Origin of the sequence: Uliginosibacterium gangwonense DSM 18521 (assembly GCF_000373965.1) — a bacterium.
GTDB classification, from domain to species: domain Bacteria; phylum Pseudomonadota; class Gammaproteobacteria; order Burkholderiales; family Rhodocyclaceae; genus Uliginosibacterium; species Uliginosibacterium gangwonense.
The window spans coordinates 66,273-79,306 of the sequence record NZ_KB892846.1; the positions used below are offsets into that span (position 1 = coordinate 66,273).

At 57.5% G+C, this 13,034-nt stretch carries 11 protein-coding genes; 4 read left to right on the forward strand and 7 right to left on the reverse strand.

Going from position 1 to position 13,034, the window contains the following annotated elements; genetic code table 11:
* The first annotated feature begins 143 nt into the window (after positions 1–143).
* Positions 144–818, forward strand: a complete 675-nt coding sequence (locus tag B145_RS0111800) for a class I SAM-dependent methyltransferase (protein ID WP_018607564.1) — start codon at positions 144–146, stop codon at positions 816–818.
* Positions 815–1,537 carry a VanW family protein gene (locus tag B145_RS25395; RefSeq protein ID WP_018607566.1) on the forward strand — a complete coding sequence of 241 codons (723 nt, stop codon included), beginning with the start codon at positions 815–817 and terminating at the stop codon, positions 1,535–1,537. Before B145_RS0111800 ends, B145_RS25395 begins: the two co-directional genes overlap by 4 nt.
* Here B145_RS25395 and B145_RS25400 read toward each other — a convergent pair.
* Positions 1,524–2,729, reverse strand: coding sequence for a glycoside hydrolase family 28 protein (locus B145_RS25400; RefSeq protein ID WP_157288383.1), 1,206 nt, complete (start codon positions 2,727–2,729; stop codon positions 1,524–1,526). The genes B145_RS25395 and B145_RS25400 overlap by 14 nt on opposite strands.
* A 250-nt stretch (positions 2,730–2,979) precedes the next feature.
* Here B145_RS25400 and B145_RS0111815 point away from each other — a divergent pair, with 250 nt between their 5' ends.
* Complete coding sequence (locus tag B145_RS0111815) at positions 2,980–3,378, forward strand: hypothetical protein (protein ID WP_157288384.1); 399 nt, start codon at positions 2,980–2,982, stop codon at positions 3,376–3,378.
* A gap of 19 nt (positions 3,379–3,397) precedes the next feature.
* Here B145_RS0111815 and xerD read toward each other — a convergent pair whose 3' ends face one another.
* The 3 genes from xerD to B145_RS0111830 are packed head-to-tail and all read right to left on the reverse strand — an operon-like array spanning position 3,398 to position 6,091.
* Positions 3,398–4,336, reverse strand: a complete 939-nt coding sequence (gene xerD, locus B145_RS0111820) for a site-specific tyrosine recombinase XerD (protein ID WP_018607572.1) — start codon at positions 4,334–4,336, stop codon at positions 3,398–3,400.
* Positions 4,306–4,788, reverse strand: coding sequence for a methylated-DNA--[protein]-cysteine S-methyltransferase (locus B145_RS29500; protein WP_018607574.1), 483 nt, complete (start codon positions 4,786–4,788; stop codon positions 4,306–4,308). The genes xerD and B145_RS29500 overlap by 31 nt, the downstream gene beginning before the upstream one ends.
* Before the next feature lie 25 nt (positions 4,789–4,813).
* Positions 4,814–6,091 (reverse strand): glutamate-5-semialdehyde dehydrogenase, encoded by a 1,278-nt coding sequence (locus B145_RS0111830; protein WP_026259071.1) that lies wholly within the window; start codon positions 6,089–6,091, stop codon positions 4,814–4,816.
* 77 nt (positions 6,092–6,168) lie between these two features.
* On the opposite strand from B145_RS0111830, the gene B145_RS25405 reads away from it, so the two are divergent.
* On the forward strand, positions 6,169–7,482 hold the full coding sequence (locus tag B145_RS25405) for an MFS transporter (RefSeq protein WP_157288385.1): 1,314 nt from the start codon (positions 6,169–6,171) through the stop codon (positions 7,480–7,482).
* A gap of 83 nt (positions 7,483–7,565) precedes the next feature.
* Here the strand turns inward: B145_RS25405 and B145_RS0111840 are convergent, their stop codons facing one another.
* The 3 genes from B145_RS0111840 to B145_RS0111850 all read right to left on the reverse strand — a co-directional run bounded on the left by B145_RS0111840 (position 7,566) and on the right by B145_RS0111850 (position 12,973).
* Entirely contained in the window at positions 7,566–9,182 is a 1,617-nt protein-coding gene (locus B145_RS0111840) for a methyl-accepting chemotaxis protein (protein WP_018607580.1), read from the reverse strand.
* A 431-nt stretch (positions 9,183–9,613) separates the two neighbouring features.
* The gene (locus tag B145_RS0111845; RefSeq protein WP_018607582.1) at positions 9,614–11,239 is read right to left on the reverse strand and encodes a methyl-accepting chemotaxis protein; all 1,626 of its coding nucleotides are present in this window, start codon (positions 11,237–11,239) and stop codon (positions 9,614–9,616) included.
* A 117-nt stretch (positions 11,240–11,356) separates the two neighbouring features.
* On the reverse strand, positions 11,357–12,973 hold the full coding sequence (locus B145_RS0111850; RefSeq protein WP_018607584.1) for a methyl-accepting chemotaxis protein: 1,617 nt from the start codon (positions 12,971–12,973) through the stop codon (positions 11,357–11,359).
* Between the last annotated feature and the right edge of the window lie 61 nt (positions 12,974–13,034).

Sequence of the window (13,034 nt, forward strand, 5' to 3'; positions counted from 1 at the left end):
CGCACCAGCCCTCATCCGCATCAGCCCGGCCGCATTTTACATGCTCTGGAACCCTGGCGTTCAGTCATTCTGCTTGACCAGCGTACGAGGCTACGCCAGTAGTTGTGACATAGAATATGCCGCAATCTAAAACGAAAGCCGTCATGAAACCTGTCATTGACTATTACGACAAGCTTGCCAGCGACTACGACCGCGACCGATTTGCCAACAGCTACGGGCGCTATATCGATGCGCTGGAGCGTGGCATCCTCACACATTGGCTACGCGATGCAGCCCCTGCGAGCACGGTGGACTTCGGCTGTGGCACAGGCAGACTGCTGGATTATGCCCACACCGGGCTGGATGGCTCGGCAGGCATGCTGCAGGTGGCGGCAGAAAAATTCCCGGATCGGCGCCTGATCCACGCAGACCTCACCCACCTGCCACTGGCAGATCGTGAGATGGAGCGTGGCATCTGCTTTCACGTGGCGATGCATCTGGATCACGCCACGCTTCAGGCCTTTCTGCAGGAAGCGGCCCGAGTAATCCGCCCTGGCGGCAGGCTGATCTTCGACATCCCCTCTGCCCCCCGCCGCGCCTTGTCCAAACGCCCACATAGCGGCTGGCATGGCGATACCGATGCCAGCATCGCGCAGATCAGGCAGTGGGTCCAGCCCTACTGGGCTGTGCGCCGCTGGCGGGGCATCCTGCTCTTCCCCATTCATCGTATCCCTGTGCCAATGCGGCCCCTCTTCCGTGGGCTGGATGCAGGCTTGGGCTGCACAGGGTTGGGGCGTTATGCGTCCTACTACGTTATCGAACTACAGCGACTGGCATGAGCTTCACCCACCTTATCCGTCGCCTGATTCCTCTGCCGCTCCGTCAGGATATCCGCCAGTTCCTGCGCAACAGTGCGGATCGCTGGCATGGCATTCATTTTGGGCAGACCCTGGGCGACATCTCTTGCGCCCACCCCATCCGGCTGGAGCAACGCATCATGCCCAGCCCCTTGTACGAAAACAAACTCACCAACATCCGGCGCGCCATTGCCCTGCTTGACCACAACCTGATCGCCCCTGGCGAACAGTGGTCCTTCTGGCATCGCATCCGTTGCCCGGATGCGAAAAACGGCTTCGTCATCGGGCGCAATCTAGTCAATGGCCAGCTCACTGAGCAGACTGGCGGCGGGCTGTGCCAGATTTCCTCACTGGCCTACCACCTCGCCTTGCTAGCGGGCCTCACGATCACGGAACGCCATGCCCACAGCATAGACATCTACACCGAGGAGCAACGCTTCACCCCACTGGGCTCAGATGCCACGGTTGTGTGGGGATTCAAGGACCTGCGACTCCACAACCCCCACCCCTTTGCCATCGCCATGCGATTTGCCGTCGTAGACGGCGCTCTGCATGGCGAAATCCACACCCAGCAAGCCTTGCTGCCACGGCGGGTGGAATTCACCCGTGAAACCCTGCCCAATACCCACATCAAAGTTCACACCCAGGTGGATGGGGCATGCCAAACCAGCACGGTATACATCCCGCTCAGAGCTTATTGAGCTTGCCTTCTTCCTGCTGATCAAGGGCCTTGCCATTCTGGATTTGCAGATCAAGGCGATCTGCCTGCACCTCGGCGTCACGCAGCATCAGGCCCTTCGCGGCCTGGATGCGGACCTTGCTGAGCACCACGTCGCGCAGAGGGGATTCGGGCAGGCCGACAAATATCCCGGCGGTATTGCTGCCGATGGCGACCAGTCCCTCAATTCTGATGTCATGCACACGAGGCGTGGTTGCCGTCACGGCCAGAGGCTCACCACGTTGCGCAGGAAACTTGGGGTAATAGGCTGTAATTGACAGAGCGGTATCAACATTGTTCATGGTGATATCCTTGACATGAATGGCACTGATGTCTGCGCCACGATCACGCCCCGTCTTAATACGAATGCCGTTGGTGGTGCCCTCGAAACTCACTCGTTCCAGGGTGACATGATTGACGCCATTGAGCGTTTCACTACCAATGGAAAAGCCGTGGCCGGACCCAAATTTAGCATCCGTTACATGGATATCCGAGGCCGCCTGCGTCGGTACGCCAAAACCTGCCAAGCCGGACTTGATGGTGATGTTGTCATCCCCCGTAGCAATATCTACGTTATGGATGCTGACATTTTGGCTTGCCACCACATCAATGCCATCGGTATTAGGTGCTTCCTTGGGGTTGCGGATCGTCAGATGCCCAATTCGCACTTGGCTGGCGTAGCGCAGGGCCAGAGTCCACATGGGCGAATTCTGCAGCGTAGGGCCATCAATGGTGATGTTACGGGAGTCATAAAACTCCACCAACCACGGGCGCGGCATTCCGTTGGCATCAGGCAGCGCGGGGAACATGCTGGCCATGGTGCCATCCCTACGCTGGCGGCGTGCTTCTTCCCACCACAGAGCCCCCTGCCCGTCGATACGCCCGGTCCCCAGGATACCACTATCGCTGATCTTGTAAGCTGAGATCAAAGCCTCCCGCGCATGGAAAGGCCAGCCGATGAAGGCACGCTCAAACCGCGTCTTGTCCGCAGTGGCTTGCAATACCGTATCTGGCGCCAACACCAGGTAGACCTTGCTGCGCAGTTCGATCGGGCCGATCTGGTAAGTCCGCCCGGCCAGCTCCAGCCTGCCACCGCCGCGTCGCGCACAATCATCAATGCTCGCTTGTAGCAACGCGGTGTCGTCGGAATGATCCTGCACTTTATTGTCGGACAACACAGAGCAAACCGTGTCTGCCTGCACTACGCCAGCACAACAAAGCAGGCTCAAGAGCACACCATATAAAAATTTTATTTTCATAGAGTTACATGAATAGAGTGAGGGGGTAGCAGGCCAGGCAACGTGGTGCAACACACGGGGCGATCTTACTATAAGTCAGACAACTTGACCGCTACCCAAACTATTCCTATGGTGAAAATAGGCAACAGGGAAAGAAATGCCTGCTGTTGTGTTTAAGGATGAAACAATGAGCAGCGTAAGTTCAGCATCAGGACTGAGTGCACAAATGTTGTACTCAATGCTGGGCATTGACACCCCAACGACAAGCGTATCGCCAACCAACGACACAAGCTTGGCGCTGACTGCGGCTGAAATCAGCACGCAGGCAAGCGTGATCGCCTCCCTGACCGGCACACAAACCTCCAGCACGGCCACCAGCCCGCTCTATAACGCAGCCGGGCTCCTCAACGCACTGATACAAGCAGGCACTGCAAACAGCGGTTCGAGCGGAAACGGCTCCACCAGCACCACGGATACCATGAGCGAATGGGCAAAAATCCTGCAATCCAATCCTGACTTGGCAAGCAGTGCCGTGGCAGCTGCCTACAACCAAAGCATCGTCTCGAACCTGCTCGCCATTGCTTGAATCACCAGGGCGTAGCCTGCTACAGCTCTGCCCGCGGATGGTGTGTTTTATAGAGCTGCTTGAGCCGCTCGTGGGCGACGTGGGTATAGATCTGGGTGGTGGAAATATCAGCGTGGCCGAGCAGGAGTTGCACCACGCGCAAATCAGCGCCGTGGTTGAGCAGATGGGTGGCAAAAGCGTGGCGCAGCACGTGAGGAGAAATGCGCTTGCTGTCTATGCCACACTCATTGGCATGCTGTTTGATGATGTTCCAGAACATCTGGCGTGACATCGGTTCGCCGAAGCGGGTGAGGAAGATGTATTCGTTTGGCGTTTTCAGTAATTGCGGGCGGGCTTCGGTCAGGTAGCGTTGAATCCACTCCAGCGCCCATTCCCCCAGGGGCACAAGACGTTCCTTGTTGCCTTTCCCCATGATTTTGACCACCCCGACATTCAGGTCAGCCTGAAAAAATTGCAAGCCAACCAGTTCGCTTACGCGCAATCCGCTAGCATAGATCGTTTCGATCATGGCACGATCGCGCAGGCCGAAAACAGTGTCGCAATCAGGCGCATCCAGCAGCGCTTCAATCTGTTGTTCGGTCAGGGTCTTGGGAAAGCGCCCGGCCACGGCAGGCGGATCAATAAGGATGCAGGGATCATGCTGGATCGCGCCTTGCGCAAGCTGCATGCGGTAAAAACGGCGTAGCGCCGACAAGACGCGGCGCTGTGAAGTCGCCTTGGCACGCTGCGACAGCGCTGCAAGATAGCGGGCAAGCGCCTGTGAATCGGCTTCCAGAATGCCACACCCTTGAGTCGCAAGCCATCCGGCATAAAGCTCCAGATCACTGCGGTAAGATTCCAGGGTGTTCTTGGCCAAACCGTCCTGCACCCAGAGTTCATCAATGAAGCCATCGATCTCTGGTGTAGCGAGGCGTGGCGAGACTTGGATTACAGGGCTTTTTCGTGTGCCAGTAGCCATTGTTTGGTTTTGATCCACCAGTCTTCGGTATGCCCGGCAAATCCGCCCAAGCCCTGCTTGCCGATCACGCGGTGGCAGGGTACGAGGATAGGGAAGGGATTCGAGCGACAGGCCTGCCCCACTGCACGCGCCACGCTATGCAATGATTCCGCCACTTCACCATATGTGCGGGTCTGGCCCGGCGGGATGGCCAAGAGCGCGGCCCACACGCGGCGCTGGAAGGCGGTGCCACGTGCCTTGAACGGCAGGTCGAACGGCACATCGGGCCGGGCAAGGCAGGCAAGAATCGCTTCACGCACCCGGCAAGCCAGCGGTGGCGGATTATCAGCCAAAGTGGTGCCAGGTGGCATAAAGACGATTTCTTCGATCTGTTCAGTCTCCACACGCACGCCCACCACACATACCGGCAAGGCCAGGATGGGAATGAGGGGTGCGTGTGCTATAGAGGGCATCGCCTGTCCTCAGTTCACTTGCATATCATTTGCGTACTTCACCATTGCCGAACACGATCCACTTCTGCGAGGTCAGCCCTTCCAGGCCAACGGGGCCACGGGCGTGGATTTTGTCGGTGGAAATACCGATTTCCGCCCCCAGGCCATATTCAAAGCCATCAGCAAAACGCGTGGAGGCGTTGACCATCACCGAGGCCGAATCCACTTCTCGCAGGAAGCGCATAGCATGAGTGTAGTTTTCGGTGACAATGCTTTCGGTATGTTGCGAGCTGTAGGTATTGATATGCTCAATGGCTTCGTCCAGCCCTGCGACCACCTTGATGGCAATGATCGGGGCGAGATATTCCTCGCGCCAATCCTGTTCCGTGGCTTCCTTGAGCTTGTCCGCTGCAATTTTTGCGTGTTTCAAGATTGCCAGTGCTTCCGCACAGCCACGCATCTCCACCCCCTTGGCGGCAAGCATCTGCCCGAGCTTGGGCAAGAACTTATCTGCCACGCTACGAGCCACGAGCAGGGATTCTGCGGTGTTGCAGGTGCCATAGCGCTGGGTCTTGCTGTTCTCCACGATGGGCAGCACCTTGGCCTCATCCGCCGTGTCATCTACATATACGTGGCAATTGCCATCCAGATGCTTGATGACCGGCACACGGGCATCCCGGCTGACGCGCTCGATCAAGCCCTTGCCACCACGCGGAACAATGACGTCCACATATTGCGGCATAGTGATGAGTTCCCCCACCGCAGCACGGTCGATGGTTTCCACCACTTGCACCCCGGTGGATGGCAGACCGGCTTCAACCAGCCCTTCGCGCACGCAGCGGGCAATTGCCTGATTGCAGTGCAGCGCTTCCTTGCCCCCACGCAGGATAGCGGCATTGCCACTCTTCAAACACAGCCCGGCGGCGTCTGCGGTTACATTCGGGCGGGCTTCGTAGATGATGCCGATCACCCCCAGCGGCACGCGCATGTGGCCCACCTGAATGCCGGAGGGGCGACGCTTGACGTTGGTGATCTCGCCAATCGGGTCTGGCAGGCTGGCGATCTGCTCCAGCCCGGTGGCCATGGATTCAATACCTTTGGCCGTCAGGGTGAGGCGGTCGATCATTGCAGGCTCCAGCCCATCGACACGGGCCTGGACCAAATCACGCGCATTGGCGCTCAGCAGTTCATCGGCACGCTCACGGATTTTGGCTGCAATCAGCGTCAGCGCCTTGTTCTTGGCCTCGGTCGAGGCAGCGGCCATCAGGCGAGAAGCAGTACGTGCCTCACGCCCAAGTTCCTGCATGTATTCCTTGATTTCCAGATCCATGTGCTCAATCCTGGGGAAATACTCCCGAATGCTCTATTAAAACATCGTCGTCGTCCCACGTCCATTGACCTGTGCGCATCGCTCCCGCAGACTGGCAGGTCTTGCTTGAATACGTAGTATCCCTGATCATGTTTTCGCGTTGGTTTCCCCCTGGCTCTTTGTGGCGTGACGCAGCTTTCATGCGCGTGTTCTGGTCAAACACCTTGTCCATGCTCGGGACGGCGGTCACCCAAATGGCGCTGCCACTCACCGCTGTACAATTTTTGCATGCCAGCGCCACCCAGATGGGCCTGCTGGCGGCCGCGCAGCTTGTACCTTTCATCCTGAGTCTGCCTGCAGGGGTGTGGATTGACCGCAGCAGCAAGCGGCGCATGGCCGTGTGGTTCAACCTGCTTGCGGCTTTCGGGCTGATGCTCATCCCGGCAGGCTATCTAGCGGGGGTATTGAGCATGCCCCTGCTCTACCTGGTGGGGGCGATGATCTCCACCACCGAGGCCATTGGCGGCTCGGCTGCCCAGGTGTTCGTTACCCAACTGGTGGGTCGGGATCGGCTGGTGGAAGCCAATGGCAAACTCTTTGGTGCCACATCAGTCGCCATGGTGATCGGCCCCGCCTTTGCAGCATCGATGGTTGCTCTCTTTGGCCCACCACTGGCGATTACCATGGATGCAGCAAGTTTCGTGATCGCCGCCGTACTCATCGGCCAGGTCCGTTTTGCTGAACCGCAATCGCCAGCCCCCAACGCAAGTGTGTGGCAGCAAACCCACGAAGGCCTGTTGCTGGTGTGGCACACACCAGTGCTACGGGTATTGGTCGTCGTGGTATTTGGCTGGATTACGCTCAATGACAGCTTCCGCGCGCTCTACGTGCTATTCGCCACCCGCGAACTTGGGCTCAGTGCCGGGCATATCGCCCTGATCAACACGCTTGGCGCCGTAGGCGGCCTCTTGGGTTCAATGCTTGTGCACCGGCTGGAGCGCCGTTTCGGCATCCGCGCTACCTTGGCATGGGGGATTGTGCTGGCCGGGCTGGGCTACCTCTGCTATGCGCAACCCACGGCAACCTGGATCGGAGTGAGCATCTGGGCCGGCTTGGCGCTGATGATTCAGGACGCAGGGGCAACCCTGTATGTGGTGAATTACCTCAGCCTGCGCCAAGCCGTCACGCCTGACGCATTGCTGGGGCGCATGGTGGTAACGATGCGTTTCCTCACCATCCTCTTCGCGCCACTTGGCACCATTGCAATCGGCCATGCAGGTGACGTATTCGGCCTGCGCGTGGTATTCATAGGGATCGGAGTCGTCTGTGTGGTGCTTGGGCTGGCAGCCAGCCGTTGGCTACCAACACATACGCGAGCCCCTGAAGCTGCCTTGGTGACAGAATGAGTCGTATTGAATGATGATTGCAAACATTCTAAAAACATAAAAAAGAGGCCCATTCGGGCCTCTTTTGATTTCTGGCAGCAGATTTATAACTTGAAATGCGCCAGGGCCTGATTCAGATCGGCAGCCATGCGATCCAATTCCACCACCGATGCCCCCGCTGTGCGCATGGAAAGCTCGGATTCTTCCACCATGGCAGCAATGCGCTCAATATTGGCTGCAATGGAAGTGGATGCGGTATTCTGCTCGGCAGTGGCATGCGCCACATCATGAATCTTGTGCAAGGTAGCCTCGGTACTGGTGCTGATCTCGTCGAGTGCCTGGGCAGCGGATTCAGCCTTGCCCACACCACTGGCCATCTGAGGCACCAAGCTCTGGATGCTGGTAACCACTTCGCCGGTTTCATTCTGCACAGACTGGATTGTCGCCTTGATTTCCGCAGTCGCCTTGGTGGTGCGCTCCGCGAGCTTGCGCACCTCGTCGGCCACCACCGCAAAACCACGCCCCTGCTCCCCTGCGCGAGCCGCCTCAATGGCCGCGTTGAGCGCCAACAGGTTGGTCTGTTCAGCAATATCCTGAATGACGTTGGCAATATTTCCGATCAGGCGGGTACGCTCTGCCAAACTCACAATCTGGTTCGAGGCACCTTCAATCCCCTTGGAAACCGTTTGAATCTGCACCACGGCCTCCTTCACCTGGGTTGCGCCGCCCTTGGCCAACTCGGCGGCATGGCTGGAGTGGGACTCGGTATCGCGGGCACTGTCGGCAATCAGGCCCACGCTCACCGTCATCTGCTCAACCGACGCGGCGGTTGAAGAAGCCGCATCCGCAGAATGCTGGGCAGATTGACCAATCTGCTCCATGGTGACATTCAGCTCAGAGGATGTCTCCCTCAGGATTCTGGAATCCTTTTGCACCCGCGCAATCAATTCGCGCATGCTTTGCTGCATCCGGCCCAACCCGGCCAGCAAACTGCCAGCGCGGGCATTGGCAAGCTGCTGGGTCAGGTCGCCTTGCGACACGGCCTCAACCATCTTGGCGGCATAATCCGGCTCACCCCCCAGACGAGCATAGATCTGGCGGGAGAACACCACACACAGCGTAGTGGTAAGCGCCAGGATCAGCAAACCGGCAGAGATCATGATTTTGACATAAAACATGTAGGTCGCTTCGATATCATCCACGAAAAAACCGGTCGCCAGTACCCATCCCCAAGGCTCAAAACGGGTAATACCGTTGAGCTTGAGTTCCTGGTCTTCGGCCTTATGGCCGGGTTTGTTGGCATAGGTATCGACAAAACCGATCTTCACCCCGGTAGCCAGAATGTCTCGATAGCCATCGGTCGCAAGTTTGCCATTTGGCAGACGGGTGCCCTTATCCACCTTGCCCACGCGGTTGCGCATGGCATGGGCAATCAAGATGTCATCAGCATCTCTGGCAATCATATAATCCGTACCATGCTGCAGACCCATCAGTGCCTCGGCGGCACGCTTCTGTGCTTCTTCGCGGGTGAGTTTGCCTTCCTGCTCCTGCTTGTAATAGCTGCTCACCAGGCCTTCGGAAAGATTCAGCAGGGTTGCGATCTGGTTGTGCCGCTCCGCCATCAGGCTCGAACGCAAGCTGTGCAACCCCAATCCACCGATGAGCAACAACCCCAGGATACTGCTTATGACAATAATGGATAAACGCGTAGATAATTTCATATTCAGACTTTTCCTTTACAACCGTAAATCGCAGCAAAAAATATGACAATCCTGCCCACAGGCTTGACAAAACAAAGGGAACACACGGAGAGGAACACAGAAACTGTTTTAGACCACCTGGCCCCTCAAGAACCTGCACAATTCCCGTGGTTTTTGAGGGATGCAACCTGTGCGCAGGCAATTTGATAGGCGCCCAAAACACAGACTCATAGATTGTTGAGGCCTTTGCAATGCGGGGATTCTGACACCTTTACGTGACTATTGTTTTTCAAAAAAATAACAGGGCGCCTGCCCCCAGGATTTCGTTGCAACACAGCCTTGCATCGAACTCTAAGAGTTTTGAGGCGCCCTGTAAATACAACAAATGCATTAAACCAATTATGTCACTGAAAACTCCAATTCCAACATCTGGCAATCACATGCGCAGCCCATCACGATAGACGGAATTTTGACAATGCTGAATCCATATTCCTGGCCATCTTGTTCAGCGCCGACACTGACTCCCCCACGTTACGCACAGACCGTTCTGACTGCTCGGCCATGATTGCAATGCGCTCAATATTGCCTGCAATGCTGGTCGATGCAGAATTCTGTTCGGCCGTGGCATGGGCCACATCCCGAATTTTGTGCAGGGTCGCCTCCGTGCTATGGTTGATTTCCGAGAGCGAATCTGCTGCGGACTGCGCCAGTTGCGCACCACGCGCCACCTGTGGCACAAGCGCCCGGATGCTGGTGACGACCTCGGTCGTCTCGCGCTGCACGGCCTGAATAGTCTGGTTGATTTCCGCCGTCGCCTTGCTGGTGCGCTCGGCAAGCTTGCGCACCTCGTCGGCCACTACGGCAAACCCGCGCCCCTGCTCGCCCGCCCGAGCGGCTTCAATGGCGGCATTGAGCGCCAGCATGTTGGTCTGCTCGGCAATATCCTGAATGACATTAGCAATATTGCCAATCTGCTTGGTGCGTTCCGCCAAGGTGCCGATTTGCGTTGAGGCCCCTTCGATTTTCTGTGAAACAGATTGAATCTCCTCCACCGCCTCTCCTACCTGCTGTGCCCCACCATGTGCAAGTTCGGTGGCCCGGTTGGAGTGCTCTTCGGATTCGTGCGCGCTACTGGCAATCATCCCTACGCTTACCGTCATCTGTTCGACCGACACGGCAGTGGCCGAAGTCGCATCGGCCGACTGTTGCGCAGCAGTCGCCGCCTCTTCCATGGTGGTATTGATCTCGGCTGCCGTGCTGGCCAGCACACCGGAATCCGCCTGGATGTGGGCAATCAGCTCACGCATGCTGCGCTGCATGTGGCCCAAGGCGCCCAGCAGGCTATCGTCCTCTGCATGCTTCAGGCTTTGTGTCAGGTCTCCCTGGGCAACGGCCTCGACCATTCTTGCGGCATATTCAGGTTCCCCGCCCAGGCGGGAATAGATCTGACGTGAGAACAAAATGGTCAGCGTGGCAGTCGCTATCAGTATCAACAGGCCAATCGAACCAATGAGCCACATGTAGTACATATAGGTGGCCTGGATATCATCGGTAAAAACCCCGGTGGCGATCATCCAGCGCCAGGGTTCAAACCTTGTGACACCATTGAGTTTGGGTTCCAGCGTTTTGGGGTCACCACCGGGTTTTGCCGTCATGATGTTGACGAATCCGGGGTCGCCATCACGAGCCATCACGGCGCGATAGAGTTCCACCGTTGTCTTGCCATCCGGCTGCTTGGCGCCTTTATCCACCTTGCCCAGACGCTCGCGGAAGGAATTGGCATGGGCGACCAGTACATCATTCTCGTCGCGCACCACCAGATAATCGTTTTTGCTCTGGAACGCCATCAAGGCTTCTGCTGCGTGCTTTTGTGCTTCAGCCTGCGTCATCTTGCCTTCTTGCTCCTGCTTGTAATAGCTCTGCACTGCGCTCTGGGCCAGCCGCAGGAAGGTGGCGATCTGGGCCTGACGCTCCGCCATCAGCCCAGCACGCAGGCTCTGCAAGCTGATCCCGCCCACAATCAACAGACCCAGCATGCTACTGATGACAATAATTGCCAAACGGGTAGAGAGTTTCATTTAGGCATCAACCTTTCTTGCAAAAGAACAGGCCAGATCAGCACCGAATAACCGTTCTATCGTCATGGTTGATAAAAACTTGACCGTCAGGCTACACAAATCTCTTCGCCGCACCGCTCACAATCGGAAGCGTGCAAGGCTGGCATCCATGTCCTGAGCCATGCGGCTCAAGGCACTCACGGCGTCTCCCACGTTGCGCACCGAGCGCTCAGATTCCTCAACCATCGTGGCAATTCGTTCGATATTGCTGGCAATACTGGTCGAGGCGCTGTTTTGCTCGGCAGTGGCATGGGCCACATCATGGATTTTGTGCAAGGTGGCATCGGTGCTGGCACTAATCTCGGTCAGCGCGCTCGCCGCAGATTCGGCCAGGGAGACCCCCTGTATCATCTGCGGCACCAGCGCCTGGATGCTGGTGACCACTTCGGTGGTCTCGCTCTGCACGGCCTGAATGGTCTGGTTGATTTCCGCCGTCGCCTTGCTGGTGCGCTCGGCAAGCTTGCGCACCTCGTCGGCTACCACCGCGAAGCCACGCCCCTGCTCGCCCGCACGTGCTGCTTCAATGGCAGCATTGAGCGCCAGCATATTGGTCTGCTCGGCAATATCCTGGATCACATTGGCAATCGTACCAATCTGCCGGGTACGCTCGGCCAGCGAGCCAATCTGCGTTGATGCGCTATCAATGCCCTTCGATACGGTCTGGATCGTGCGCACGGCCGTTTCCACCTGTGTCGCACCACCCTTGGCGAGTTCTGCGGCACGGCTGGAATGGGCCTCGGTGTCGCGGGCGCTATCGGCAATCATCCCCACACTCACCGTCATCTGCTCCACAGAGGCGGCCGTCGCAGCCGTCGCATCAGAAGACAATTGGGAGGACTTGGCGACCTCCTCCATCGTAAGGTTGATCTCCGCTGCAGTCTTGGTCAGGATGCCCGAATCGGCCTGGATGTGAGAGATCAACTCCCGCATGCCTTGCTGCATGTTGGCCAGCGCCCCCAGCAGGCTCTCACTCCTGGCGCTCTTCAGGCTTTGGGTGAGATCGCCTCGGGCGACACTTTCCACCATTTTTGCAGCGTAATCGGGTTCGCCACCAAGGCGGGCATAGATCTGGCGCGAGAACACAATCGACAAAGTACCTGTTGCCAGCAGGATCAGCAGACCGATTACGCCGACAATCGTGGCGTAATGCACAAAGGTCGCCTGGATATCATCCACAAAGAAACCCGTCACGATCATCCAGCCCCAGGGCGCGAACATCACCGCGCCATTGAGCTTGGGCTCCAGGTCATCCTTATCTGCACCGGGCTTGTTGGTCATCAACTCGACGAATGCTGGGCTCTCCCCGCGTGCCAGTCCAGCACGATAAGCCTCACCGCTAGTCATGCCATTCGGGAGCTTGCTCCCCTTATCCACCTTACCAACGCGGCTCCGGGTCGCATGGGCAATGAGCACATCGTTGGCGTCACGTGCAATCAGATAATCATTTTCATGCTGCAAGCCCATCAAGGCTTCGGCTGCACGCTTTTGCGCTTCCTCATGGCTGAGTTTGCCCGCCTGCTCCTGCTTGTAATAGCTATCGACCAAGCCCGCTGAAAGATTCAGCAAGGTGCCAATCTGCGCCTTGCGCTCAGTCATCAACCCTGCGCGCAAGCTTTGCAGGCTGATACCACCAATCAACAGCAAGCCCAGCAAGCTGCCAATCACGATAATGGACAAACGTGTAGAGAGCTTCATTATTCTGGAACCTTTCTGAGCAGCGCGTGGAGGGAGCGCACGTTGCACCGTCATGCAAGAC

Excerpts from the sequence above, each read along its gene's own strand:
- B145_RS0111800 (WP_018607564.1), top strand. The coding sequence starts at position 144 with ATGAAACCTGTCATTGACTATTACGACAAGCTTGCCAGCGACTACGAC.
- B145_RS25395 (WP_018607566.1), top strand. The coding sequence starts at position 815 with ATGAGCTTCACCCACCTTATCCGTCGCCTGATTCCTCTGCCGCTCCGT.
- B145_RS0111815 (WP_157288384.1), top strand. The coding sequence starts at position 2,980 with ATGAGCAGCGTAAGTTCAGCATCAGGACTGAGTGCACAAATGTTGTAC.
- xerD (WP_018607572.1), bottom strand. The coding sequence starts at position 4,336 with ATGGCTACTGGCACACGAAAAAGCCCTGTAATCCAAGTCTCGCCACGC.
- B145_RS29500 (WP_018607574.1), bottom strand. The coding sequence starts at position 4,788 with ATGCCCTCTATAGCACACGCACCCCTCATTCCCATCCTGGCCTTGCCG.
- B145_RS0111840 (WP_018607580.1), bottom strand. The coding sequence starts at position 9,182 with ATGAAATTATCTACGCGTTTATCCATTATTGTCATAAGCAGTATCCTG.
- B145_RS0111845 (WP_018607582.1), bottom strand. The coding sequence starts at position 11,239 with ATGAAACTCTCTACCCGTTTGGCAATTATTGTCATCAGTAGCATGCTG.
- B145_RS0111850 (WP_018607584.1), bottom strand. The coding sequence starts at position 12,973 with ATGAAGCTCTCTACACGTTTGTCCATTATCGTGATTGGCAGCTTGCTG.